Origin of the sequence: Accumulibacter sp., from assembly GCF_031732815.1 — a bacterium.
In the GTDB taxonomy this organism is placed as follows: Bacteria; Pseudomonadota; Gammaproteobacteria; order Burkholderiales; family Rhodocyclaceae; genus Accumulibacter.
This window is the reverse complement of sequence record NZ_JAVMKF010000183.1, coordinates 1-24,164: the sequence shown is the minus strand read 5'-3', so window position 1 is coordinate 24,164 and position 24,164 is coordinate 1. Positions and strand designations below refer to the sequence as shown.

Sequence of the window (24,164 nt, the reverse complement as noted above, 5' to 3'; positions counted from 1 at the left end):
GTTGTCAACTGGTCTCGATGTGCGACCTGGCGGTGGCGGCGGACGTTGCCCGCTTCGCGACCTCGGGAATCAATGTCGGCTTGTTCTGTGCCACTCCGGCGGTGGGTCTGTCGCGCAACCTTGGCCGCAAACAGGCGCTCGAGATGTTGTTCACCGGCGATTTCATCGACGCGCAGACGGCGCAGCAGCAAGGCTTGGTCAACCGCGTGGTTCCCGGCACAGCGCTCGACGAAGAAATCGCGCGGCTGGCTGCGGCGCTTATCGGCAAGTCGCCATTGGCCATCGCCATGGGCAAGCAGATGTTCTACAAGCAGCTCGAAATGGGTCTCGAGGCGGCCTACCAATACGCCGGCGAAGTGATGGCCTGCAACATGATGAGCGAAGATGCCGGCGAGGGAATCGATGCCTTTGTCGGCAAACGGCAAGCCGTCTGGCAAGGCCGTTGACGCCCCGCCCGGCGAGGGATGGCCGGGCGCCGCCAGCAGACACTCGCCGGCAAGCGGCGCAGCGTGGTCAGACAATCGCAATGCGATCGTGGCCGGCGGCAACGGCCTCATGCAGCGCCTGATCGACCCGCTTCAGGAGCTCGTCGACCGACCGATCGCCCGGACGCGCGGCGCTCATTCCGGCACTCACGGTGAACTGAACGCTGCCGTCTTCGGTCGCAATCGAGATCGCGGCGACACCGCGACGGATGCGCTCGGCCACCACAGTGGCGGCGTGCACGTCGGCATTGGGGAGCAGGATCGAGAACTGGCCGGAGCTCACCCGACCCAGGACGTCGACGTCGCGCAACCCCCCTTTCGCCACCTTGGCGAAGGCGATCAGTACCTGGTCGCCCACGTCATGGCCATAGCCGTCGTTGATTCGCCTGAAGAAGTCGATGTCGAAAGAGACGACGGTCAGCGCGTGCTGGCGCCGGCCAGCATGCGCCAGTTCCTCGCGCAATATCTCGACGAAATGCTGGCGGGTAAAGGTACCGGTCAGCCGGTCGGTCGTCGCCAGGTGCTGCAACTGGGCTTCATGTCGGGCGACAACGCGCAAGAGCTGTAACGAGCGATAGGCGACGACCGCGAGCGGGATAGTCATTCCAAGCGCCAGGAGGACGACCCAGATGGTATGCCGGAACCAGGGCGCCAGGGCGTCGGCGCGATCGACCGTGCCAACGATCAGCCAGCCAAAATCCGGCATGTGGGACTGCAGTGAAAACTGGCCGGCGTCGTCGTCGGCGAACGCGGCGGGCGCGGCAGGCGCTGGCGCTGCTTCCGGCTGGCCCGCCTGCCCCTCGTCGCTTGCCCGCGGGTCGGCGTGCAGCAGCCCGACTCGCCGTGCGTCGAACGGCGCGCCAGCGAGCAGCGTACCATCACGGCGCAGAAGGGCGATCGAGCCGCCCGGTTTCTGGCGCTGCGCGTCGTAACCTGCGGCCAGCCTGGACAGGTCAAGCAGCGCAAACAGCGTGTACCCGTTGACGCCCGGATTCTCCAGGCGACGTGCGATCGGCAGACGAGGCGGAGTAGCCGAACCTAGACGCAGCGGTGTTCCGCTGACCAGTGCGGTCGTCTGGGCCTGCTGAACGAGGTCGCTGAACTTGCTCTCGGCGAGCGCGGCAGCGATCTCCGCCCGTGGCTCTCCGCTGGCCGTGAAGACGCTGCCGTCGGTAGTCAGCAGGAGAATCTCGACCGCCGAGTCGGTGGCTGTCCACAGGCGCTCGCGCAAAGTGTGGAAAGCGGGACTGCGCCACGGGTCCGCAGCCGAATGTTCGTCCAGCCACGCCTGTCCGGCGGCCAGAGCAAGGTCCGCGAGGCGCATCTGCAGTCTGGTCTGCTCCTCGATCGCCCGATTCGTCCGCTGCAGCGCCTCGCTGGCTGCCGTCAGGCTGTCCTGGCGATCGGCCACGGCAGAGAGAAGGACGGCCGTCCACAGCGCTGCGAGCAGCACCAGGGTCAGCAGCACAACCGTCCGTGGTCGCACCCAGTTATCGAGATTATCACCGGTGTTCATCGCTGTCGTCGTCCGCCCGTCGAGGGAGATTACCCGCATCGTCATTGTAGCAGCCCGCCGCCCCGTGCCGAACGCTGCCCACCGATGCCTCCGGTGGCCGTCGTTCAGTCGGCGCCAGGCTTGCCTCTGCCCGGTGCTTTGTCAACCGTTGCGCCACCGTCGTCCGCACCGTCGTCCATGTGTACGTCGATTACCCCGGTGAACAACTCGATGGCCGTCGCCGCCACCTTGCTGGTGTCGAAGTAAGCGTAGGCGCCGGCGCCGAGAGCGCCGAAGACCGGTATCCAGCGGGCGATTCCGCGACCGATCACGCGTTGCGAGATATGCAGGCCGATCTTCATCGCCACCGCCCGAAACTTCGGACGCGAGGCACGCTGGACGACGAAACGCCGGCCGATCTGCGTCACCAGGTCACGCACGACGCGTGCGTCGGTATGCCGGAAAAGGCAGTACAGCATTTCCTCGCGACTGAGCTCGTGCGTCTTGCCATAGGTAGCTGCAATGTCGGCGACCATCTGCGTCTGCAGCTTCCACAGTGTGCGCAGTTCGGGGAGGAGCGTCATCCAGCCGAGCGGTCCGGGCGGCAAGGTGAGGCTGCTGGCGGTGACCGCCGCCTGGCGCGCGGCCGCGTGCGCTATTGCTTGCGCCCGCACCGCTGGACTGGGGCTGGGCCGTTCCGCGCTGGGCGGAGCGTGACCGACGTAGTCGAGGATGCTTTCGGCGATTCGATGGCCGGTGCGCGAATCGACCATTTTCTTGGCGAAGGGCTTGTCTGGCATGGTGGTTGGCTGGATCGACAGGGATGAGAGGAGCTTGGCTGGGTCTTACGTCTGCCATCGTGCCTGATTATCGCCGGCCGCGCCAGACGGCGAAACCTTGCCGCTGCTTGCCGACCGGCGACGGGCATTGCGTCGCGCGCAGCCGCCAGGATCGTAGACATGGAGCGCCGTTTATGCGAATCTCGTAAGAATGACACGTTTGGTTCCTGCCACAGGTTCTTGTTCTTGTCCACTGCCATTCTGCCCGTGACCCACCTTCCCCCCCTTGGCCCTGCCCACCGGCATGACTGAAGGCCCGGAACGCGATCCGCGGCGTGCCCGCCACATGCGCCGCCTGCAGGAATCCGACTTGCGGGTCTCTGCACAGTTGCAGCGCATCGTCGTACGCATTGCCTGGGCGGGGGTGGGCGTCGTTGCCCTGATCGCCATCGGCGCCAGCGGCTTCTACCTGATTGCCGACGAACGCGCCGATTGGTCCGACGCCCTGTACATGACCCTGATCACGATCTCGACCGTCGGCTATGGCGAGATCATTCCCCTTCACTCGCTTGAGGACCGGCTGTTTGCCGGTATCATCGCCATTTCCGGCCTGGGTGCGCTGACCTTTCTGTTCACCAGCCTGTCCGTGTTCTTCCTCGAGAAGGACCTGGATTATTCCCTTCGGAGACGACGGATGGAGAAACGCATCCACAAGCTCAAGCATCATTTCATCATTTGCGGCTTTGGCCGAGTCGGACGCAGCATCGGCCGCGAGTTGCACAATACCGGTCGGCATTTTGTCGCCATCGACATTGCCGAAGAGCGTTTTGAGGAGAACCTCGACAAGTATCCCGGCCTGCTCTATCTGCAGGGCGATGCTTCCGATGACGATCTCCTGGAGGCGAGCGACATCGAAGATGCGCGCGGCCTGTTTGCCGTGACTGGCGATGATTCACGCAATCTGATGATCATCATCACCGCTCGGCAGCTCAATCCGAACCTGCGCATCGTGGCGCGCGCACAGGAACTGCGCAACGTCGAAAAAATGCGCAAGGCGGGCGCGGATGTCGTGGTTTCGCCGGACTTTACGGGCGGCATGCGCCTGGCCTCGGCAATGGTGCGCCCGCATGTGGTCAGCTTCCTTGATGAAATGATGCGCTCGGACAAGAATGTACGCGTCGAGGAGGTACCGGTTCCGGCCACTTTCCCGCCAACGCCGGTTGGCCAGATGCGTCTGCGCAGCCCGGACTACATCCTGCTTGCCGTACGCGAGGAAGACGGCGCTTGGGTCTTCAATCCGAAAGTGGACCACGTGATCCAGGCGGGCAACACGATTATTGCGCTGGCCAACCCATCCGGGCGAGCGCAATTAAAAGCACACCTGATCGAGAAGATGGGCTAGGCCAGGAGTCTCTGGCGGGTTGCCGGCAGCGGCGCAGGGGACGCGCAGGCCGGCTGCAAAGTGGAAGAAAACAAGAGGGCATTCAGACGGTATTCGGGGAACGCGCGTGCTTCCCCGCAGGGGGGGTTCTGCATGGCAACCGAAACAGAGATCAAGCTTTCTTTGTCACCGCGCGCCGCGAGTCGGTTCTCGCGACACCCTTTGCTGTTGAGCAGCGAGTCAAAGAGGGTGCTCCTGGTCAACATCTACTACGATACGCCAGACCGGCGCCTGCAGCGCGAGCGGGTCGTCGTGCGCCATCGCCGCAAGGGGCAGGACTGGTTGCTGAGCGTCAAGACGGTGGCCTTGGTCAGCGCCGGCCTGGCGCAGCGCGGCGAGTGGGAAGTACCAGGTCAACGCGGGCGATTCGACTTTTCCCAGGTCGACGACGAACGCGTGCGCAGTTCGCTGGAAGCCGCTCGTGACCAACTGCAGCCCCTGTTCACCACGCGCTTCTGGCGCAAGAGCTGGGTGCTTGACGCTCCCGGCGGCGGCCGCTGCGAGGTCGCGCTCGACCGTGGCTGGATCGAGGCTGGTGACCAGAAGCAGGCGATCTGCGAAGTCGAGATCGAATTGCTGGCCGGCCCGCTGAACGGACTTTTCGACATTGCGCGCGCCTTGCAGGCTGGATTGCATCTGCATCCGGAAGCGAGCAGCAAATCGGAGCGCGCTTACCGCCTGCTCGCCAATCTGCCGCTGGCAGCGAGCAAGGCCTTGCCAGTGCCGACCAGCGCTGGCATGTCGGCGATCGCCGCCTTCCGCCTGATCGCGCAGGCCTGCCTCAACCACCTGCAGAACAACGAGATAGGCGTTTGCACAAGCACTGAGCCGGAGTTCGTCCACCAGGCACGGGTGGCCATTCGCCGTCTGCGCTCGGCGATTCGTCTGTGGGAGCCGCTCCTGCCAGAAACGTTTGTCGCCACCTTCGACCCGCTGTGGCAGCAACTGGCGAGCAGGCTGGGCGAGACGCGCAACTGGGACGTCTTTGTCGCCGAAACCTTGCCACTGATTGCTGCCGCTTTCCCGGACCAGCCCACGCTCGACCGTCTGACCTCGAACGCGCGCGCGGCGTGTGCCGAGAGCCGGCGGCATACCCAGCAAACGCTTCGTGCGGCGGCCTATTCGCGCCTGCTGATCGAGTTTTCAGCCGCTCTCGTGGACCTCTCGGAAGCGGACAGCGGAGCGCTCGCTGCCTTCGTTCCACGCTGCCTGAAGAAACGTGCGCGGCGGGTCGATGAACGCGCAGCGGTGGCCGTCGCCGCCGATGCTGCCGCCCGTCATCGTTTGCGGGTGGCGTTCAAACAACTGCGCTACGGCGTTGAGTTCTTCTGTCCCTTACTCGCCGGACCAGCGCTCAGCAACTATCACCAGGTGGCCAGTCGCCTGCAGGAGCTGCTTGGCCATCTGAACGACCTGGCCGTAGCCGCGCAGTTGACGGCCGAGAGCTTGCCCGGCAACGAAGGTGAATCGATCTGTTCCTGGCTGAACGCCCAGACCGAGTCCTTGCTGCCCGAATTGCGCCAGCTGCTGGCCGAGTTCCAGCGGCAGGAGGTTCCCTGGGTTGCGCCCTGAACCCGAGTCGCGCAAGGTTCCGAAGGCGCAGGAACTGCGACCGGACGCTCAGAAAGTTTCGCAGGCGGCCAATGGCTGACCGTCAAAATCCTTGGCCGAAAGGCGAGGCTCGCCGCGCAGTGGCCATTCGATGCCGACCGTCGGATCGTTCCAGGCGAGCGTTCGCTCGCTCGCCGGATCGTAGTAATCCGTGGTCTTGTAGAGAAAGTCTGCGCTTTCCGAGAGGACCAGAAAACCGTGCGCAAAGCCAGGAGGGATCCACATCTGGCGGTAGTTGTCTTCGGACAGTTCGACGCCCACCCATTGGCCGAACTGCGGCGACTGGCGTCGCATATCGACGGCCACATCGAACACGCAGCCCCGCACGACGCGCACGAGCTTGCCTTGCGGCTGCCTGATCTGATAGTGCAAGCCGCGCAGGACGCCGGCAGCCGAACGCGACTGGTTGTCCTGCACGAAAGTAACGGTCAATCCACTCGTTTCCTGGAAGACTCTGGCGTTGAAGCTCTCCAGAAAGAAACCGCGCGGGTCGCCGAAGACCTTTGGTTCGATCAGCAGAACGTCTGGGATGGCGCTTGCCGTGATCTTCATCAGAAGAGCCTTTCTTCGATAATGCGCAGCAGATACTGGCCGTAGCCATTCTTCGCCATTGGCGCGGCCAGCCTTTCGACCTGCGCCCGGTCGATCCAGCCGGCGCGCCAGGCAATCTCCTCGGGACAGGAAATCTTCAGCCCCTGCCGCTTCTCGATCGTCTGAATGAACAGGCTGGCTTCGATCAGGCTATCATGGGTTCCCGTATCGAGCCAGGCATTCCCCCGGCCCATGACCTTTACTTCGAGTGCCTGCCAGGCGAGGTACTGCCGGTTGACATCGGTGATTTCCAGTTCGCCGCGGCGGCTCGGCCGCAGTTGCCGGGCAACCTCGACCACGCGCTCGTCGTAAAAATAGAGACCGGTGACGGCGTAGCGGCTCTTCGGACGGACGGGCTTTTCCTCGAGGCTGACGGCCCGACCTTGATCGTCGAATTCAACGACGCCGTAGCGCTCGGGGTCGTTGACCGGGTAGGCAAACACGGTCGCACCTTCGTGCCGCGCATGTGCGGCGCGCAGTTGCGCGATCAGGTCGTTACCGTAAAACAGATTGTCGCCGAGTATCAAGGCACTCGCCCCGCCAGCAAGGAAATCCTCGCCAATCAGAAAGGCTTGCGCCAGTCCGTCGGGGCTGGGCTGGACTGCGTAGTGCAGACTGACGCCCCACTTCTCGCCGTCGCCCAGCAACTCGCGGTAGCGCGGCGTATCCTGCGGTGTTGAAATGATCAGAATCTCGCGTATCCCAGCCAGCATCAGCGTGCTGAGCGGATAATAGACCATCGGTTTGTCATAGACCGGGAGGAGTTGCTTGGACAGCGCCAGCGTTGCCGGATGCAGTCGGGTGCCAGAGCCGCCGGCAAGAACGATACCTCTTCTCTGCTTCATCTAGGGCGTCCTTGGTTTTCTGTCGGTTCACAGTAACTTGCCGGGATTCATCAGCCCGCGCGGGTCGATTGTACGCTTGATCGCGCGCATCAGGTCGAGTTCGAGCGGTTGCTTGTAACGCGGCAACTCATCACGCTTCAGTTGTCCAATACCGTGTTCCGCACTGATGCTGCCCCCCAGGCGGTGAGCCAGATCATGCACGATACGGTTGACTTGCGGTCGCGCGGTGAGAAACGCCGCGTTATCGGCAGCGTCGACCTTCGACTGGTTGTAGTGCAGGTTGCCGTCGCCGATATGGCCGAACGTAACGCTGCGCAGATCCGGAAAGGCTGCGCCAAGCGCCTGATCGGCAAGGGCGATGAATTCAGGCACGAGAGATATGGGGAGCGAAACATCGTGCTTGATACTGGGGCCCTCGCGTCTCTCCGCTTCGCCGATGTTCTCGCGCAGGGCCCACAGCGCCCTGGCCTGTTCGCTGCTTTGGGCCAGAACGGCGTCGTCCACCCGACCGTCGTCGCTCGCCGCAGCGAGAAACGACGTCAGTGCCTCGTGCATCGCGGTCGCGTCATCGCCGCTCGACAACTCGATCAGCAGGTGCCAGGGGCTGGCGGGAAGCTCGGAACCAGTGCGCACGTGGCGGCGGACGATGTGCAGTGCAGTCTCCGAGATCAGCTCACAGGCGGTCAGCGCGGCGCCAAACCGGTCCTGCAGATGGCCAAGAAGGATCACTGCCGCGCTCGGTGAGGCGACTGCCAGCCAAGCGGTTGCCGTTGCGCTGGGTAGGGGAAACAGCTTGAGCACGGCAGCCGTAATGATGCCGAGCGTTCCTTCGGCGCCAATGAACAGCTGCTTCAGGTCATAGCCGGTATTGTTCTTGCGCAGGCCGCGCAGCCCGTCCCAGACTTCCCCGCTGGGCAAAACGACCTCGAGACCGAGCGTCAGCTCGCGCGCATTGCCGTAACGCAACACCTGGACGCCGCCCGCATTGGTCGACAGATTGCCACCGATCTGGCAGCTTCCTTCAGCCGCCAGCGACAGGGGAAACAGCCGCTGGGCAGCGGCAGCGGCAGCGCGGACGTCGTGCAACAGGCAGCCGGCTTCAACGGTCATCGTATTGTTCGCCGGATCGATGCTCCGGATGCGATTCACTCGGGCGAGGCCGACGACGACTGCGCCGCCGTCCGGGTTCGGCGTAGCTGCACCGCACAGACCGGTGTTACCGCCCTGCGGAACGATCGCTACCCCGTGCAGAGCACAGGTGGCAACGACTGCCGAGATTTCGGCCGTACTACCTGGCTGGACGACGCAGATGGCTGAACCTCGATAGCGTCCGCGCCAATCCACAAGGTGTGGCGACATCGCGTCCTCGCCGGTCAGAACGTGCGTGGCGCCGACCACCTCGACAAGTTTTCGAATCAGATTGTCACGTTTCACAGGTGGCCAACGGATGACGAAAGGAGCGGGAACCGTAACACGTCGGGCGCCGGCGGGCAATCGCCGAGCGCGCTGCGTACGCAACGGGTCTTTGATTAATGACCCGATTGATGCGAAGATTCAGCCATCGCCATTCCGCTTCTTCCTGGAGATCGCGCCTTGCAACCGCAGCCTGCTTCCGAGAATGCCAAGACGACCGCCGGGATGCGTTCTCCGGCCATGCTGGTGGCCGATGTGGGTGGTACACGGGCCCGTTTCGCGCTGCTCGACGATGATGGTGCACCGCAACATCTGCGAATTCTCGCCGTTGAGGATCATGCCGGACCGGTCGAAGCGATTCAGGCGTATCTCGACGAGTTGCGCGGCGCCCCTCTGCACGCCGCAGCCATCGCGCTGGCCGCACCGGTCGATCAGCAAGTCGTCCGCCTGACCAATGCGCCCTGGGTATTTGCGCGCGCCGAGATCGTACGCCGACTTGGCCTTGCCCGGCTCCTGCTGGTCAACGACTTTGCCGCACTGGCGCTGGCACTGCCGCATCTGGCCGCGGCGGACATCCGCCAGGTAGGTGGCGGTGCGCCGATCGAGCGCGCGACCAAGGCCGTGCTTGGTCCAGGGACCGGGCTTGGCGTCTCCGGAGTGTGCAGCGCGCACGGGCGCTGGGTGGCGCTCAGCGGCGAGGGCGGGCACTGTTCGCTCGCCGCAGCCGATGCGCGGGAAGCGGCGATCATTGCGCTTGCCTGGCGCGAGTTCGGTCACGTTTCGGCCGAGCGACTGCTTTCCGGCTCCGGCTTGCCGCTGCTCAATCGCCTGGTAGCCGAGGTCGATGGCCGCCCGCACGAGGTGCTGCCGAATCCGGAACTCGTCGCTCGTGCGCGCGCCGGAACGGACGAGCAGTGCTGCGCGGTAATGTCCACCTTCTGCGCGATGCTCGGCTCGTTTGCCGGCAATCTCGCGCTGACCCTTGGCGCGAGCGGTGGCGTCTATCTTGGCGGTGGTATCATTCCACGCTTGGGGGATTTCTTTGATCGGTCCGATTTTCGCTCGCGCTTCGCGGCCAAGGGCCGCTTTGCCGCCTATCTGGCAGCCATTCCGACTTATGTAGTCCTTTCACCGGCGCCGGCCCTGCTCGGCGCAGCTCACGCCCTGGCCGAGAGCGAGGGTTGTTCTTGAACTTTATTGGAGTACCTGGCTGATGTCCGAATCCGCGCAACCCCAGATCGATAGCGAACAACTGCGCTCGCAGATCGACGGCAAACTGGTCCGCACAGTGGCGGCCGAGCCCTCGCGAGCGAGCAAGGCGGATTATTATCAGGCGTTGTCGCAAATCGCGCGCGAGCAGCTCGCGCAGCGTTGGGTAGAGACACAGAATGCCGACCGCGCCAGCAAGGCGCGGCGCGTGTATTACCTTTCGATGGAGTTCCTCATCGGCCGCGCGATGAACAACGCCTTGTCGGCGCTTGGTCTGCGTGATGCGGCAGCGCAGGTCTTTTCCGGGCCGGGACCTTCGCTCGGCGAAGTGATGGAATGCGAACCCGACGCGGCGCTCGGCAACGGTGGCCTGGGTCGCCTCGCCGCCTGTTTTCTTGACTCGATGGCAACGCTGGGTCTCCCCTCCTGGGGCTATGGCGTGCGCTACGAGTACGGCATGTTCGCCCAGTCGATCATCAATGGCCATCAGGTGGAAAAGCCCGAGGCCTGGCTGCAGGATCGTTCGCCCTGGGAGTTTCCACGCGCCAACAAGCACTATACCGTGCGCTTCGGCGGGACGGCCGAACATCACGGCGAGTGGGCCGAATGGCACGCCGCCGATTCGGTGGAAGCGAAGGCATTCGACTACGTCATACCGGGTCACGGCACCGAGCGCATCAGTACGCTGCGCTTGTGGAAGGCGGCTGCGCCGACCGAGATCGACCTCGGCGCCTTCAACACGGGCGACTACCAGCGCGCCGCCGAATTCAAGAACCGGTTCGAGAACATCTCGTGGGTGCTCTACCCGAACGACAGCACGTCGGCCGGACGCGAGCTGCGCCTGCGCCAGGAGTATTTCTTCGTCTCTGCCTCGTTGCAGGACATACTCTTTCGTCACCTGGCCGAGAACGGTACGCTGGATAATCTGGCGGAAAAGATCGCCATTCACCTGAACGACACGCACCCGGCAATCGGCGTTGCCGAGCTGATGCGCCTGCTTGTCGACGAGCACAGCATGTCCTGGAATGACGCCTGGAGCCAGTGCCGGCGCATCTTCTCCTACACCAACCACACCTTGATGCCGGAAGCGCTGGAGACCTGGAAGGTATCGCTGATCAATCGCGTCTTGCCGCGCCATCTGCTGATCATCTACCGCATCAACCAGGAGTTCCTCGACGAAGTCGTGCGCCTCTACCCTGGCGACATCGACCTGATGCGGCGCGTCTCGCTGATCGACGATGGCGGCGGACACGAGAAGGACAAGCGGGTACGCATGGCACACCTGTGCATCGTCGGCAGCCAGCGGGTCAACGGCGTGTCGCAACTCCATTCGGATCTCATGGTGCAGACCATCTTTGCCGATTTCGCGCGCCTGTATCCGGAGCGTTTCCACAACAAGACGAACGGCGTGACGCCACGGCGCTGGTTGTCGCAGGCCAATCCGGCGCTCTCGCGACTGATCGACGAGCGTCTGGCGACGAAGAAGTGGCGCCTCGATCTCGATCTCCTGCAGGGGTTGCGGGAGGGTGCTGACGATGCCGGTTTCTGCACCGCTTTCGCGGCGGCGAAGCGGGAAAACAAGCTGCAGCTGGCCAACTATATTGCGCGCGAGACCGGCGTCAGTCTCGACCCGGACAGCCTCTTCGACGTGCAGGTCAAGCGCATTCATGAATACAAGCGGCAGTTGCTCAACGTGCTGCACGTCATTGCGCGCTATAACGCGCTGCGCTCGGGTGCGACGGCTGGTCTTGCGCCGCGCAGTGTGATCTTCGCCGGCAAGGCGGCGTCGTCGTACCACATGGCGAAGCAGGTCATCCGGCTGATCCACGATGTGGCTGCGGTGGTCAACCACGACCCGATGACGCGCGACCTGCTGCAGGTCGTTTTCGTTCCGAACTACGGGGTTTCGGTTGCCGAACTGATCATGCCGGCGGCCAATCTTTCGGAACAGATCTCGACCGCCGGGACCGAAGCCTCGGGCACCGGCAACATGAAACTCTCGCTCAACGGCGCACTGACGATCGGTACCGAAGACGGCGCCAACATCGAAATCCGCGACAATGTCGGTGCTGACAACATCTTCATCTTCGGCAACAACACGGCGCAGGTCAATGCGCTGCGGCAAAGCGGTTACCAGCCGATGGACTACTATCGCAACGACGAGACGCTCAAGGCAGTCCTCGACCTGATCGATAGCGGCTTCTTTTCACCGGGCGAACGCTCGCGCTACCACGACGTGTTCAACTGCCTGCTCCACTATGGCGACCATTATCTGCTGCTGGCCGACTTCGCCGACTACGTGGCGACACAGCAGCGCGTGGACACGCTGTATCTGACGCCGCGAGAATGGCAGCGCAAAGCCATTCTCAATGTCGCCGGGATGGGGCCATTCTCGGCTGACCGAACGATTCGCGACTATGCCAACGACACCTGGCATCTCAATACCCCTTAGGTAAGGAAGTCTCAAATGCTTGATTCAGCAGAAATAATCGCCCTTTGTCGGGCGCAACACGGGGACCCCTATGCCGTCCTCGGCATGCATACGGACGCCGACGGCAAGCTTTGGGTACGCAGCCTGCAGCCCGGCGCCCGCTCGGTTGCCGTGCTCGAGGCAAAAACCGGGCGGCAGCTTGCCGTACTTGAACATCGTCAGATCGAAGGAGTGGAAGGCTTCTTCGAGGGTTTCATTCCTCGCCGCCGCAACAGTTTCCCCTATCGCTTGCGTATCGAATGGGAAAGCGGTGTGCAGGAAACCGACGACCCCTATCGCTTCTGGACGGTGCTCGGCGAAATGGACGTCTGGCTGCTCGCCGAGGGCTCGCATCTGCGCCCCTTCGAACGACTGGGCGCACACCTGTGCGAGATTGACGGGGTGGCCGGCACGGCGTTCGCCGTGTGGGCGCCGGACGCCGAACGCGTCAGCGTCGTCGGTGATTTCAATACCTGGGATGGCCGGCGGCATCCGATGCGCCTGCGCCGCGAATGCGGGGTGTGGGAAATCTTCCTGCCGGGGGTTGGCGCTGGAGCGTGCTACAAGTATGAGATTCGCGCACGCGGTGGGCATCTGCTGCCGCTGAAGGCAGACCCCTATGGCTTTCAGGCCGAAATGCGCCCGTCGACGGCGTCGATCGTTTGTCCACTGCCCGCGCCGGTCGAACCGTCGACGATTCCGGCGGGTGATCAGCTCGACGCTCCGATGTCGATCTACGAGGTTCACCTGAGTTCCTGGCGGCGACCGGAAGATGGTGGCTACCCCGACTGGCAGCATCTGGCCGAGACGCTCATACCTTATGTCCTCGACCTGGGTTTTACCCACCTCGAGTTGTTACCGATCACTGAACATCCCTTTGACGGTTCCTGGGGCTATCAACCGCTTGGCCTGTATGCGCCAACCGCGCGTTACGGCTCGCCGGCGGGTTTCCGCGATTTCGTCCGCGCCTGCCACGCTGCAGGCTTGCGCGTCATCGTCGACTGGGTGCCCGCGCATTTCCCCACCGACGAGCACGGGCTCGCCCGCTTCGACGGCAACGCGCTCTACGAGCACGTCGACCCGCGCGAAGGCATGCATCAGGATTGGGGGACCTACATCTACAACTACGGTCGACGCGAGGTCAGCAACTATCTGATTGGTAATGCACTGTTCTGGATAGAGCGGTACGGGGTGGACGGCCTGCGGGTCGACGCAGTGGCCTCGATGCTGTACCGCGACTACAGCCGGTCGGAAGGGCAATGGATTCCAAACGTCTTTGGCGGACGCGAAAATCTCGAGGCGGTAGCCTTTGTCCGCCGGGTGAACGAGGTCCTCGGCCAGGAGCATCCGGGGGCAAGCACGCACGCGGAAGAATCTACCGCCTGGCCAATGGTCAGCCGGCCGCCGGAAATGGGTGGTCTAGGCTTCCATTACAAGTGGAACATGGGCTGGATGCACGACGTTCTCGACTACATGACGAAGGACCCGGTGCATCGCAAGTACCACCACAACCAGCTCAGCTTCGGCATGATGTACGCGTTCACCGAGAACTTTGTCCTGCCGCTGTCGCACGACGAGGTCGTGCATGGCAAGGGGTCGCTGCTCAGCAAGATGGCTGGCGACTACTGGCAGAAATTCGCCAACCTGCGCGCGCTGTACGCTTACATGTGGGCGCATCCGGGCAAGAAGCTGCTCTTCATGGGCGGCGAGATCGGCCAGTGGAGCGAGTGGAACCACGACGTTTCGCTCGACTGGAACCTCCTGGAGTTCCCGCTGCATGCCGGTGTCCAGCGCCTGATCCGTGATCTGAACCAGCTCTACCGCAACAACCCGGCGCTGCATCAGGTCGATTTCGAACCGGCAGGCTTCGAGTGGGTTGCTGCCGACGACGCCGACACGTCGGTTTTTGCCTTCATCCGCTGGTCGCGCGACCGCTCACGCGCCATCCTCTACGTCGGCAACTTCACGCCAGTCGTCCGTGAAGGCTACCGCATCGGCGTGCCGACGCCCGGCATCTTCCGCGAGCGCCTGAACACCGATTCGCACCATTATGGTGGCAGCAATGTCGGCAACGGGGCAGAACCGCTACATGCCGAAAAGGTGTCGGCGCACGGCCGCGAGTGGTCGCTCAACCTGACCTTACCGCCACTTGCCGCGCTGTACTTCGAATGGAGCGTCTGATCAGCGGCCAATTGCAGAGCGGCCGGCCGTGGCCGCTCGGTGCGTCGTGGGACGGGGCCGGGGTCAATTTCGCGCTTTTCTCGGCGCATGCCGAGCGCGTCGAGCTGTGCCTGTTCGTTGGCGACGAACTGCAAACCGTCTTCCTGCCGGAGTGCAGCGACCACGTCTGGCACGGTTATCTGGCCGGCGCCGCGCCCGGCTTGTGCTACGCCTACCGGGTGTACGGCCCGTTTTCGCCGGCGCATGGCCACCGTTTCGACGCGCACTGCTTCTTGCTCGATCCTTATGCACGCGAAGTCGTAGACGGGCTTCTTCCATCGGCCGCCGCCGATGCCCGCCTGTGCGCCAAGGCATGCGTCACGGACGACGAGTTTGCCTGGCGGGATGACGCTCCGCCGGCAATTCCATGGGCGGACACGGTGCTTTACGAGGTGCATGTCAAGGGCGTCAGCCGCCAGCATCCGGGCGTGCCGGAAGCGCTACGCGGGACCTATGCGGGACTCGCCTCGCCGGTGATGATCGAGCATTTCCGAAAACTCGGGGTGAGCGCACTCAACCTGCTCCCGGTGCACCACTTTCTCGACGAGCAGCGTCTGCTCGACGCCGGGCGAGTCAACTACTGGGGCTACAACTCGCTCGCCTTCTTTGCTCCCGCCGCGCGCTACGCGGCAAAGGTCGGCGGCCAGTCAGTGTGCAACGAGTTCAAGACAATGGTTCGCTCCTTGCATGCGGCGGGCCTCGAAGTCATTCTCGACGTTGTCTTCAATCACACCGCTGAAACTGACGCCCACGGGCCGACGCTGTCGTTTCGGGGTATCGACAACCTGAGTTACTACCGGTTGCCGCCCGACGATCTCGCCGCCTACGAGAATTTCAGCGGCTGCGGCAACACGCTCAATCTGGCCCATCCGCGCGTCCTGCAACTGGTCATGGACGCGCTGCGCTACTGGGTAGAGGTGATGCATGTCGACGGCTTCCGTTTCGATCTGGCGGCCGCGCTGACGCGCGACAGCGCCTTTCTCGCGGCAGTCCGCCAGGACCCCGTGTTGCAGCGTGTCAAGCTGATCGCCGAACCCTGGGACGTCGGCCCGGACGGCTATCGTCTGGGCCGCTTTCTACCCGGCTGGAGCGAGTGGAACGATCGCTTCCGCGATGATGTGCGGGCTTTCTGGCTGACCGGTGAAGCTGGCGTCGGACAGTTGGCGCAGCGCCTTGCCGGCTCCAGCGAACTCTTCCGGCTGGCCGGTCGCGCGCCGCAGGCAGGGCTCAATTACGTCTGTTCGCACGACGGCTTTACTTTGCGTGATCTGGTCTGCTTTCAGGCAAAGCACAATGAGCTGAACGGCGAGGACAACCGCGACGGGCACGCGCACAACTTCTCCTGGAACTGCGGCGTTGAGGGCGAAACCCAGGATCAGGCGGTCGTCGAGCGCCGTCGGCGTCTGCAGCGGGCCTTGCTTGCCACCTTGCTGATTGCGCAAGGTGTACCAATGTTGCAGAGCGGCGACGAACTGGGGCGGACGCAGGCGGGCAACAATAACGCCTACTGTCAGGACAGCCCACTGACCTGGCTCGACTGGTCGGCTGCGGATCGAGATCTGATCGATTACGTTGCCGGGCTGATCGACCTGCGCCGGCGCCTGCCGCAACTGCGCCGCCGGCACTGGCTGACCGGTGAGCTGACGGCGACCGGCCAGCCTGACGTCGTCTGGTGGCATCCGGCTGGACGCCCGATGCGTGTTGCCGACTGGCAGTCGCGCAAGCTCGCTTCTCTCGCGGTCGAACTCGGCGCCGAGCCGGGAAGCACCGATGGCGCGGGCGCGCGCACGCTGCTGTGCCTGCTCAATCGCGACGAGATTCCGGTGTCTTTCATCCTGCCGGAGGGCACCTGGCTGCAGCTCTGCGAGAGTAGCGCGCGGCAGCCGTTCGCCGGGGCGCGGCACGAGAAGACAAGCGTGGTACCCGCACGCAGCGTCCAGCTCCTCTCCCTGGAACAAGCTTGACACACCGGCTCGGGCCGGAGATACTCGCGCCCGCGCCGGAAGCCGCCGAGCCTGCGGCGCGCGCCCGGAGGGCGGTGGGGAACCGCCGCCTGTCATCCCGCCGCGTGGCCCGCGCCGCTCTTCCTGCCCCTTCTGCCCGCCCATGAACCCGATCTTTCTGTACGACACGACACTGCGCGACGGCTCGCAACGCGAAGACATTTCCTTCTCCGTTGAAGACAAGCTGAGCATCGTCAACCGCTTGGCTGCTTTCGGCATGCACTACATCGAATGCGGCTGGCCGGGCTCGAATCCCAAGGATGCAGAGTTCTTTGCCCGGGCCAACCGACTGAACGTTCCGGTTCGCCTCGCCGCTTTCGGGCGAACGCGCAACGCCAATAAACCGTGCGCCGACGATACGAATCTGCAAGCACTGGTGGTTGCCGGCACTCCGGCGGTGACGCTGGTCGGCAAGGCATGGGACTATCACGTCAGTCATGTGCTGTCGACGACCTGTGAAGAAAACCTGGCGATGATCGCCGACAGCGTTGCCTGGATGAAGGCGCAAGGTCGCGAGGTCATCTTTGACGCCGAACACTTCTATGACGGTTTTCTGGCCAATTCCGAGTATGCGCTGGCCACGCTGCGCGCCGCCGCCGAGGCGGGAGCCGACTGGCTGGTGCTGTGCGAAACGAACGGCGGCAAGCTGCCGTGGGAAATGGAAACGATTACCCAGGAAGTGGTCAAGCGCCTGCCGGGTGCGCGAATCGGTGTGCATTGCCACAACGATACCGGCTGTGCGGTGGCCAACTCGCTGGCGGCAGTCCGCTCAGGGGCGACAATGGTACAGGGCACGATCAACGGCTACGGCGAACGCGTCGGCAATGCCGACCTGGTGACCATTCTGCCCAACCTGCAGTTGAAGATGGGCTATCCGGTACTACCCGACGATCGCCTGCTCGAGCTGACGACGCTGTCGCGCTTCGTCGCCGAAGTCGCCAATCTCAAGCACGACGACCATCAGCCCTACACCGGCCACTCGGCTTTCGCGCACAAGGGCGGCATCCATGTCGCGGCGATCCTCAAGTCGCCGGACACCTATCAGCACATCGACCCGGAGCGGGTTGGCAACGTGATGCGCTCGGTTACCTCCGAGCTCTCCGGGCGCGGCAATCTGCAGTTGCAGGCACGGCGACTCGGGCTGAACCTCGACAACGACGCGGCGCAGCATGTGCTCGCGCAGATCAAGCGGCTGGAGCACGAGGGCTTTACCTTCGAGGCTGCCGAAGCCAGTGTCGAGCTGATGTTCCATCGCCTGCGCGCCGACTACCGCCGTCCGTTCGAACTGCTCGATTACTTCGTCATCACCGAGCGACGGCATGGCCGTGGCTTGCTGGCTGAGGCGACGGTCAAGGTAAAAGTCGGAGAGACGACGAAATTCACCGCTGCCGAAGGCAACGGTCCGGTCAACGCGCTGGCCAGCGCACTGTATTCGGCGCTGGTCGAGGACTACCCGGTGTTGCGCAGTGTGCGTCTGGCCGACTACAAAGTGCGTATTCTCAGTGGCAGTGCCGGGACGGCCGCCAACACGCGCGTACTGATCGATTTCCAGAGCGGCACTGAGGTGTGGACGACGGTCGGCGCCAACGCAAACATCATCGAGGCGAGTTGGCGGGCTCTGTCGGACAGCATGGAATACGCGATCGCCCGTCTGCGCAAAGCGCACTGAGCGCCCGCCGCCGGAGGTTCATCTCGGCGCCACCCGCTTTGCCTGACGCCGATCAGCGCCGCGAAATGCGGTAGTCTACACGCTTTTGTGTTGGTACATCGGCCATGGCACGCACGCTCTACGACAAACTCTGGGATGCGCATGTTGTCCACCAGGACGACAACGGCAGCACGCTGCTTTATATCGACCGTCATCTGGTGCACGAAGTCACCAGTCCGCAAGCCTTCGAAGGACTCAGACTTGCCGGCCGGCGGCCGTGGCAGGCGAAAACGATCCTCGCCACGCCCGACCATAACGTGCCGACCACCGACCGCGCAGCCGGTATCGTCGATCCGATCGCGCGTACCCAGGTGGAAACGCTCGACGCCAACTGCGCAGAGTGGGGTCTGGACGAGTTCCGCATGGACGACAGTCGCCAGGGGATCGTGCACGTGATCGGCCCGGAGCAGGGGTTCACGCTGCCCGGCGCAACGCTCGTCTGCGGCGACTCGCACACCAGCACGCATGGGGCTTTCGCCGCCCTGGCTTTCGGCATCGGCACCTCGGAAGTCGAACAGGTGCTGGCGACGCAATGCCTCTGGCAGACCAAGTCGAAAACCTTGCTGATCAAGGTTGAAGGCGAACTTGCTACGGGAGTCACGGCGAAGGATCTCGCACTGGCGATCATCGGCCGCATCGGCACCGCCGGCGGTACAGGTTACGCCGTAGAGTTCGCTGGACAGGCGATCCGCGCGCTTTCGATGGAAGGGCGGATGACGCTTTGCAACATGGCGATCGAGGCTGGCGCGCGTGCCGGAATGATCGCTGCCGACGAGAAGACGATCGCCTACCTTGCCGGCCGCCCGCAAGCGCCAACCGGGGACGCCTGGGAACAGGCGGTTACCTACTGGCGGACGCTGCATTCGGACGTCGACGCGCAGTTCGATGCCGTCGTCAAGTTCGACGCGACGACGATCGAACCGCAAGTGACCTGGGGAACCTCGCCCGAAATGGTCCTCTCGGTCGGCGCTTGCGTGCCTGACCCGGAACAGGCGCCCAACCCGGTCAAGCAGGCTGATTGGCAGCGGGCGCTGGCCTACATGGGGTTGACCGCCGGTACGCCGATCAGCCGGATTGCCATCGACAAGGCGTTCATTGGCTCGTGCACCAATTCGCGCATCGAGGATCTGCGCCAAGCGGCCGATGTTGCGCGCTGGGCAACAGCGCACGGCCGACGCGTCGCCGAGGGCGTCAAGCTGGCACTCGTCGTCCCCGGATCCGGACTGATCAAGGCGCAAGCAGAGCGGGAAGGTCTCGACCAGGTCTTCCGCGCCGCCGGTTTCGAATGGCGCGAACCGGGCTGTTCGATGTGTTTGGCGATGAACGCCGACCGGCTGGAAGCCGGAGAACGCTGCGCCTCGACATCCAACCGCAACTTCGAGGGACGCCAGGGTCAGGGCGGACGAACGCATCTGGTCTCGCCGGCAATGGCCGCGGCGGCGGCCATCTTCGGGCATTTCGTCGACGTGCGGGCACTCGCTCACGGGGAGCTTGCGTGACTGCCGCGCGACCATCGCCTGGCGGCTGTCGCGCCCTGTGGCAGCCGCACGCCACCGCCGCTAGTGACAGCATGCGCGCGCGAACCCCAGGGAAGCGGGAGCGCCCAGGCAACCATCCGAAAGACAGACAATGAAACCGTTTACCAAGCTCAATGGGCTGGTCGCGCCACTCGACCGCGCCAACGTCGATACCGACGCGATCATTCCGAAACAGTTCCTCAAGTCGATCAAGCGCGCTGGCTTTGGACCTTACGCTTTCGACGAATGGCGCTATCTTGATCGTGGCGAACCAGACATGGACTGCGCACAGCGACCGCGCAATCCCGATTTTGTTCTCAACCAGCCGCGTTACCTGGGCGCCAGCATCCTCCTCGCACGGGAAAACTTCGGTTGCGGGTCGAGCCGCGAGCACGCGCCGTGGGCGCTCGAAGACTACGGCTTCCGCGCGATCATCGCGCCGAGTTTCGCCGACATCTTCTTCAGCAATTGCTTCAAGAACGGGATCCTGCCGATCATTCTGGCGGCGGAAGTCGTCGACCGTCTGTTCACGGAAACTGCGCAGCACGAAGGCTACCGCCTCGAGATCGACCTCGCCGCGCAAACCGTGCGAACGCCGCAAGGGGAAACGCTCGTCTTTGCCGTCGATGAGGAGCGCAAACACCGCCTGCTCAACGGCCTCGACGAAATCGGTCTGACCCTGCAACACACCCAGGCGATCAAGGACTACGAGGCTCGCCGGCGGGCCGAAGTGCCTTGGCTGTTCCGTTAGGCTTGTCTGGAGCCCGGCGCTCGCCGGGCACAGTCTGCGTGCGGCGGGCCTGCGCCTGGCGGAGGCCTGCGCCCGTCGTTTGGTGTTCCGGTGGCCTTCTGCTAGAATCCTCGCGGCCACGTGGAGAGATGGATGAGTGGTTTAAGTCGCACGCCTGGAAAGCGTGTTTAGGATAATATCCTAACGCGGGTTCGAATCCCGCTCTCTCCGCCAAGCAATCAGCAGCGCGGCAACGGCAACCGTTGCCTGGCCGTCGGCTATCGAGAATCGCTGTGCGCAGGGACTGACTGACGTAGCACAGCCGGCCGACCAGCGGAACTGCACGCAGCGCGATTACCCCTCGCCGTGAGCTCTATTCTGGTGGCGGCGCGCGGTCGTCGAAGAAAGTACACGACGGATTCGGCACCAGCCAGCCGTGCCACGCGAGGGCGATCCTGGCTGCCCGCGAAGAAACCTTCGCTGTTGCCAGCGGTCTGACCGAACTAGCGCGAAGCTCACTGCTTTGCGCAGGCACCCGGCCGATGCGGGCGGGGATTCGACCTGAAAATCGGTGGAGGAGAGAAGAAATGGGTGACAAAAAAATTTGCCATGAGCGCGGGACAGCCGTCAGGCAGGGTCGGCGACTGCCTTGGGCGCTGCTGTGCGCGCCACTGCTGGCCGGGCTGGCGGGCGAGGCACTGGCCGGCTTCGTCGCTTTCAGTGCGGCAGGACCGACGCCAGCCGACATAACGCCAACTCGCGATAATTTTCGCGCGGCCATCGGCGGCGGAACGACGGGCGCAGCGAATGGCGATTTCGGCGGCGTGCGGCGCGAGATCAACTGGGACGGCGTACCGGATGGGCGCTCCGATCCGAATCTGCTACCGGGAAACTTCTTCAACGTCAACTCGCCGCGCGGTGTCGTCTTCAGCACGCCAGGCAGCGGTTTTCTGGTCAGTGCCAGCGGGAGCACGACCACGGCAGCCTTGTTCGGATTTCCGAACGACCTGCAGACGTTCAGCCCGCAAAAACTTTTCGCGCAGGTCGGCAGCAATATTCTCGACATCAATTTCTTCGTCCCCGGTACGCCGACGGCGGCGACGACCAGTGCCTTTGGCGCGATTTTCGTAGACGTCGAGGACAATAATTCAGTCAATGCAACGACGCTGGAGTTCTTCGATGCGGCGGGAGCACGCATCTTCAGCCAGACGGTAGCCGCGGCGAGCAACCAGGGATTATCCTTCCTCGGCGGCGTCGCCAACGCCGGCGAGCGCATCGCTCGGGTGCGCATCACGACACCGAACAATTTCCTGGTCAGCAACGGGGTGCGCGACAACGAGCAGATTGATTTCGTCGTGATGGACGATTTCATCTACGCGACGCCGGGCGTGCTTTCTTTGCCGGGCAGTCTGGGACTGAGCCTGATGGGATTGGCGCTGCTCGGCTGGCGGCAGCGCGCAGCGCAGGCGTAGAGACGGAGTCGTAAGCGGCGCGCGGCGAGCCCCGCGCGACCGCATGCGGCGGCGGCGCCAAGCGGCCGGCCGGTTGCTGCTCGCCGACGAATGGTGGCGCGGCGCGACTCCTGCCGCTCAGAAACAGCCCGGCGTACCGAGTCGGGAAAGCCTGCCCATATCCACAACGTGCGCTTCGATCAGGTCCTGAAACCGCTTGCGCAGCGCCGGCGAGTCGCGCTGGAACTCGCGCTCGAAAGTCTCCGCGTACGGCCTGCTCTGGCGTCTATGAGCGCTCCCCAACCAATGCAGCATGTGCAGCGTAAACGCTTGCTGACGCGCGATGTCGGCGGCCTTTTTCGGCTTGCCCGCGCCATCGAAGCGGGCTTCAGCCGAAACGCGCTCGAGGTAGTAAGTGCCGCTCGGCGCGTGAACCACCTCGAGTAGCGTGCCTGGGTTGCGATTCGGCCGGTAATGCTCGAGCAGCTTGTCGATCCGCGCCGCGTGATCCGAAGCCGCGCCGAAAACGGCAGCGGCCGGGATACCTTGTGCCTTGAATTCGACGACGCGGCATTTGTCGCCCTTCTTTCCCTTGCCATCGTTCGCGATCAGATAGAGGAAGCGGGGTAGGCACATGCTGCCCCCGCTCTCCTTGAGCTTCACGCCGCGCGCGACGATCTGGCCGAGTTCCTGCCGGTGCATCGCGTGCTCGAGCGCCTTGCCATCGATTTTGTACTGCCGCTTCACCCGGCTTCCGACATCGTCTGGTTTTGCCCAGTCGCGAGCTTTTCGGCGCAAGGCCTTGCATTCTGCCGCACCTGCAGTTGCGTCGCCGAGAATATTCTTGAGCGAGCCAACGCCGGTCAGCTGGTGCCCGGCCAGACCGCGCTGGTAGGCCTCGACGGCCCGATTGAACGGAACGCGCACCGTTTCCGGGTTCCAGACGTGGTTATAGCTCAGGGTGTGAAGGAAATCGGCTAGAAAGCTGCCATGTCCGCCGTCGTCGAGGTCGATCAGACCGACGTACAAGCTACCCTTGTCCTCGACGATGTCGACGTTGTCCGGTTTGACATCCGCGCCGATGATTCCCGTGAACTCGCTCAGGCGCCGCAGCGTCTCACCGCCTTGCGCAAGCTGCTCGCTCAAACAGGCGAGACTTCCTGCCGGATTGGAGCGCATGAACTGCAGCAGGTCGCCGTCAACCCGGCGAAAACACCCGTGTGCCGGGTCTTCGCTACAGGCCTTGCGGCTGCAGATCGGGCCGTCTGCCAAAGCCGTGGCAGGCGCCAGCAGGAAAGCCAGTGCCGTGAAGGAGAGACGGAAGTTTCTGATGTATTCCATTTGCGCCTCGCAGATGCTTGACCGACGCGCGTGCGCGCCGCCGGGGACGGCCGGAAAGCTGCAGCGCCGGCCGGTCGACGCTCGCGCCGGCTTTTGTGACACAGGGCAGCGCCGCACCGGCCAAGTCTAGCATGCGGGAGCGGCTTCGCGCGACGAGCGCGACAGTCCCGAGTCAGCCGCATCTCGTCCTTCCAGGGGGCACATCGACAGGCTGCCCGGCAAGAGCTAGACTGTTGAATTAGGACAAAACCATAAGCCGTGGCAGGCGCCGACGGCAGCCGGGTGGCGGATAGCCACCGGACGGACCCGTCCAGCCGCGAGCTACCCGGCGGTTTCGGAAAACCCCTCAAGCATTCGCGCCGATGACCGATAACGTCTCTGTGGACTTCACCTTGCCAAACAACAACGAGCCCCCGACAGCGCCGGGCGCGACCCGACCGCACGTTCCCGATCTGCGCGAAGACGTTCTGCATCACGACCCTTTGCTCGCCTGCCTGGTCGAGCTGACACGCCTGCATGGCCGACCCAGCACACGCGCCGCCCTGACGGCCGGCCTGCCGCTCGTCGGCGGCTGCCTGACGCCATCGCTGCTCGCGCGCGCGGCAGCGCGCGCCGGGCTGTCAAGCCGGCTTGTGCGGCGCGCGCTGGAAGAGATCGACCGTGCGCTGCTGCCGGTCATCCTGCTGCTCGACAAGGATCAGGCGTGCGTGCTGCTAGGCTGGGACGACAAGGGCGAAGTGGCGCAGCTTCTGTTCCCGGAGAGTGGGCAGGGCGAAGTCCGTCTGGCGCGCGCCGAACTAAGCGAGCGTTACCTCGGAATCGCCGCCTTTGTCCGGCCGCGCTTTGCTTTCGACG

General features: G+C 63.9%; 18 protein-coding genes and 1 tRNA gene. 13 read left to right on the top strand and 6 right to left on the bottom strand.

Going from position 1 to position 24,164, the window contains the following annotated elements; translation table 11 throughout:
• Nucleotides 1-446, top strand: a 446-nt coding sequence (locus tag RKP46_RS11995) for an enoyl-CoA hydratase-related protein (RefSeq protein WP_311106853.1), incomplete at its 5' end; no start/stop codon positions are given.
• Nucleotides 447-513: 67 nt separating this feature from the next.
• Here RKP46_RS11995 and RKP46_RS11990 read toward each other — a convergent pair.
• Entirely contained in the window at nucleotides 514-2,001 is a 1,488-nt protein-coding gene (locus tag RKP46_RS11990) for a diguanylate cyclase (protein ID WP_311106852.1), read from the bottom strand.
• 104 nt (nucleotides 2,002-2,105) lie between these two features.
• Entirely contained in the window at nucleotides 2,106-2,780 is a 675-nt protein-coding gene (locus RKP46_RS11985; protein ID WP_311106851.1) for a hypothetical protein, read from the bottom strand.
• Between the two features lie 283 nt (nucleotides 2,781-3,063).
• Between RKP46_RS11985 and RKP46_RS11980 the strand changes: the two genes are divergently transcribed.
• Nucleotides 3,064-4,161 (top strand): potassium channel family protein, encoded by a 1,098-nt coding sequence (locus tag RKP46_RS11980; RefSeq protein WP_311106850.1) that lies wholly within the window; start codon nucleotides 3,064-3,066, stop codon nucleotides 4,159-4,161.
• A gap of 132 nt (nucleotides 4,162-4,293) precedes the next feature.
• Complete coding sequence (locus RKP46_RS11975) at nucleotides 4,294-5,772, top strand: CHAD domain-containing protein (RefSeq protein WP_311106849.1); 1,479 nt, start codon at nucleotides 4,294-4,296, stop codon at nucleotides 5,770-5,772.
• A 48-nt stretch (nucleotides 5,773-5,820) separates the two neighbouring features.
• Here the strand turns inward: RKP46_RS11975 and rfbC are convergent, their stop codons facing one another.
• From rfbC to RKP46_RS11960, 3 genes are read right to left on the bottom strand one after another with little or no spacing between them, the layout of a single operon-like run.
• Nucleotides 5,821-6,363, bottom strand: a complete 543-nt coding sequence (rfbC, locus tag RKP46_RS11970; protein WP_311106848.1) for a dTDP-4-dehydrorhamnose 3,5-epimerase — start codon at nucleotides 6,361-6,363, stop codon at nucleotides 5,821-5,823.
• Nucleotides 6,363-7,247 (bottom strand): glucose-1-phosphate thymidylyltransferase RfbA, encoded by an 885-nt coding sequence (gene rfbA / locus RKP46_RS11965; RefSeq protein ID WP_311106847.1) that lies wholly within the window; start codon nucleotides 7,245-7,247, stop codon nucleotides 6,363-6,365. The genes rfbC and rfbA overlap by 1 nt, the downstream gene beginning before the upstream one ends.
• 27 nt (nucleotides 7,248-7,274) lie before the next feature.
• Nucleotides 7,275-8,681 (bottom strand): FAD-binding oxidoreductase, encoded by a 1,407-nt coding sequence (locus tag RKP46_RS11960; RefSeq protein ID WP_311106846.1) that lies wholly within the window; start codon nucleotides 8,679-8,681, stop codon nucleotides 7,275-7,277.
• Between the two features lie 159 nt (nucleotides 8,682-8,840).
• On the opposite strand from RKP46_RS11960, the gene glk reads away from it, so the two are divergent.
• The 9 genes from glk to RKP46_RS11915 all read left to right on the top strand — a co-directional run bounded on the left by glk (nucleotide 8,841) and on the right by RKP46_RS11915 (nucleotide 21,989).
• Nucleotides 8,841-9,851: a glucokinase gene (glk, locus tag RKP46_RS11955; protein WP_311106845.1), complete on the top strand. Its 1,011-nt coding sequence runs from the start codon at nucleotides 8,841-8,843 to the stop codon at nucleotides 9,849-9,851.
• Nucleotides 9,852-9,873: 22 nt separating this feature from the next.
• Complete coding sequence (locus RKP46_RS11950) at nucleotides 9,874-12,321, top strand: glycogen/starch/alpha-glucan phosphorylase (protein WP_311106844.1); 2,448 nt, start codon at nucleotides 9,874-9,876, stop codon at nucleotides 12,319-12,321.
• A 15-nt stretch (nucleotides 12,322-12,336) separates the two neighbouring features.
• Nucleotides 12,337-14,520 carry a 1,4-alpha-glucan branching protein GlgB gene (glgB, locus tag RKP46_RS11945; RefSeq protein WP_311106843.1) on the top strand — a complete coding sequence of 728 codons (2,184 nt, stop codon included), beginning with the start codon at nucleotides 12,337-12,339 and terminating at the stop codon, nucleotides 14,518-14,520.
• Nucleotides 14,508-16,523, top strand: coding sequence for a glycogen debranching protein GlgX (glgX, locus tag RKP46_RS11940; RefSeq protein WP_311106842.1), 2,016 nt, complete (start codon nucleotides 14,508-14,510; stop codon nucleotides 16,521-16,523). The genes glgB and glgX overlap by 13 nt, the downstream gene beginning before the upstream one ends.
• 142 nt (nucleotides 16,524-16,665) lie before the next feature.
• Nucleotides 16,666-18,231, top strand: a complete 1,566-nt coding sequence (gene cimA / locus RKP46_RS11935) for a citramalate synthase (protein ID WP_311106841.1) — start codon at nucleotides 16,666-16,668, stop codon at nucleotides 18,229-18,231.
• A gap of 104 nt (nucleotides 18,232-18,335) precedes the next feature.
• Nucleotides 18,336-19,769, top strand: coding sequence for a 3-isopropylmalate dehydratase large subunit (leuC, locus tag RKP46_RS11930; RefSeq protein WP_311106840.1), 1,434 nt, complete (start codon nucleotides 18,336-18,338; stop codon nucleotides 19,767-19,769).
• A gap of 130 nt (nucleotides 19,770-19,899) precedes the next feature.
• Entirely contained in the window at nucleotides 19,900-20,538 is a 639-nt protein-coding gene (leuD, locus tag RKP46_RS11925; RefSeq protein WP_311106839.1) for a 3-isopropylmalate dehydratase small subunit, read from the top strand.
• 122 nt (nucleotides 20,539-20,660) lie between these two features.
• Nucleotides 20,661-20,751, top strand: a tRNA-Ser gene (locus RKP46_RS11920).
• Nucleotides 20,752-21,104: 353 nt separating this feature from the next.
• Nucleotides 21,105-21,989 (top strand): PEP-CTERM sorting domain-containing protein, encoded by an 885-nt coding sequence (locus RKP46_RS11915; RefSeq protein WP_311106838.1) that lies wholly within the window; start codon nucleotides 21,105-21,107, stop codon nucleotides 21,987-21,989.
• A gap of 117 nt (nucleotides 21,990-22,106) precedes the next feature.
• Here the strand turns inward: RKP46_RS11915 and RKP46_RS11910 are convergent, their stop codons facing one another.
• The gene (locus tag RKP46_RS11910) at nucleotides 22,107-23,309 is read right to left on the bottom strand and encodes a hypothetical protein (RefSeq protein WP_311106837.1); all 1,203 of its coding nucleotides are present in this window, start codon (nucleotides 23,307-23,309) and stop codon (nucleotides 22,107-22,109) included.
• A gap of 362 nt (nucleotides 23,310-23,671) precedes the next feature.
• Here RKP46_RS11910 and RKP46_RS11905 point away from each other — a divergent pair.
• A partial coding sequence (locus RKP46_RS11905; protein WP_311106836.1) for a cysteine peptidase family C39 domain-containing protein occupies nucleotides 23,672-24,164 on the top strand: 493 nt, incomplete at its 3' end.

Bases quoted from the DNA above. Each gene is read 5' to 3' on its own strand.
- leuD (WP_311106839.1), top strand. From the start codon at position 19,900: ATGAAACCGTTTACCAAGCTCAATGGGCTGGTCGCGCCACTCGACCGC.
- RKP46_RS11980 (WP_311106850.1), top strand. From the start codon at position 3,064: ATGACTGAAGGCCCGGAACGCGATCCGCGGCGTGCCCGCCACATGCGC.
- RKP46_RS11910 (WP_311106837.1), bottom strand. From the start codon at position 23,309: ATGGAATACATCAGAAACTTCCGTCTCTCCTTCACGGCACTGGCTTTC.
- RKP46_RS11950 (WP_311106844.1), top strand. From the start codon at position 9,874: ATGTCCGAATCCGCGCAACCCCAGATCGATAGCGAACAACTGCGCTCG.
- leuC (WP_311106840.1), top strand. From the start codon at position 18,336: ATGGCACGCACGCTCTACGACAAACTCTGGGATGCGCATGTTGTCCAC.
- rfbC (WP_311106848.1), bottom strand. From the start codon at position 6,363: ATGAAGATCACGGCAAGCGCCATCCCAGACGTTCTGCTGATCGAACCA.
- rfbA (WP_311106847.1), bottom strand. From the start codon at position 7,247: ATGAAGCAGAGAAGAGGTATCGTTCTTGCCGGCGGCTCTGGCACCCGA.
- cimA (WP_311106841.1), top strand. From the start codon at position 16,666: ATGAACCCGATCTTTCTGTACGACACGACACTGCGCGACGGCTCGCAA.
- RKP46_RS11975 (WP_311106849.1), top strand. From the start codon at position 4,294: ATGGCAACCGAAACAGAGATCAAGCTTTCTTTGTCACCGCGCGCCGCG.
- glgX (WP_311106842.1), top strand. From the start codon at position 14,508: ATGGAGCGTCTGATCAGCGGCCAATTGCAGAGCGGCCGGCCGTGGCCG.
- RKP46_RS11915 (WP_311106838.1), top strand. From the start codon at position 21,105: ATGGGTGACAAAAAAATTTGCCATGAGCGCGGGACAGCCGTCAGGCAG.
- glgB (WP_311106843.1), top strand. From the start codon at position 12,337: ATGCTTGATTCAGCAGAAATAATCGCCCTTTGTCGGGCGCAACACGGG.
- RKP46_RS11985 (WP_311106851.1), bottom strand. From the start codon at position 2,780: ATGCCAGACAAGCCCTTCGCCAAGAAAATGGTCGATTCGCGCACCGGC.
- RKP46_RS11990 (WP_311106852.1), bottom strand. From the start codon at position 2,001: ATGAACACCGGTGATAATCTCGATAACTGGGTGCGACCACGGACGGTT.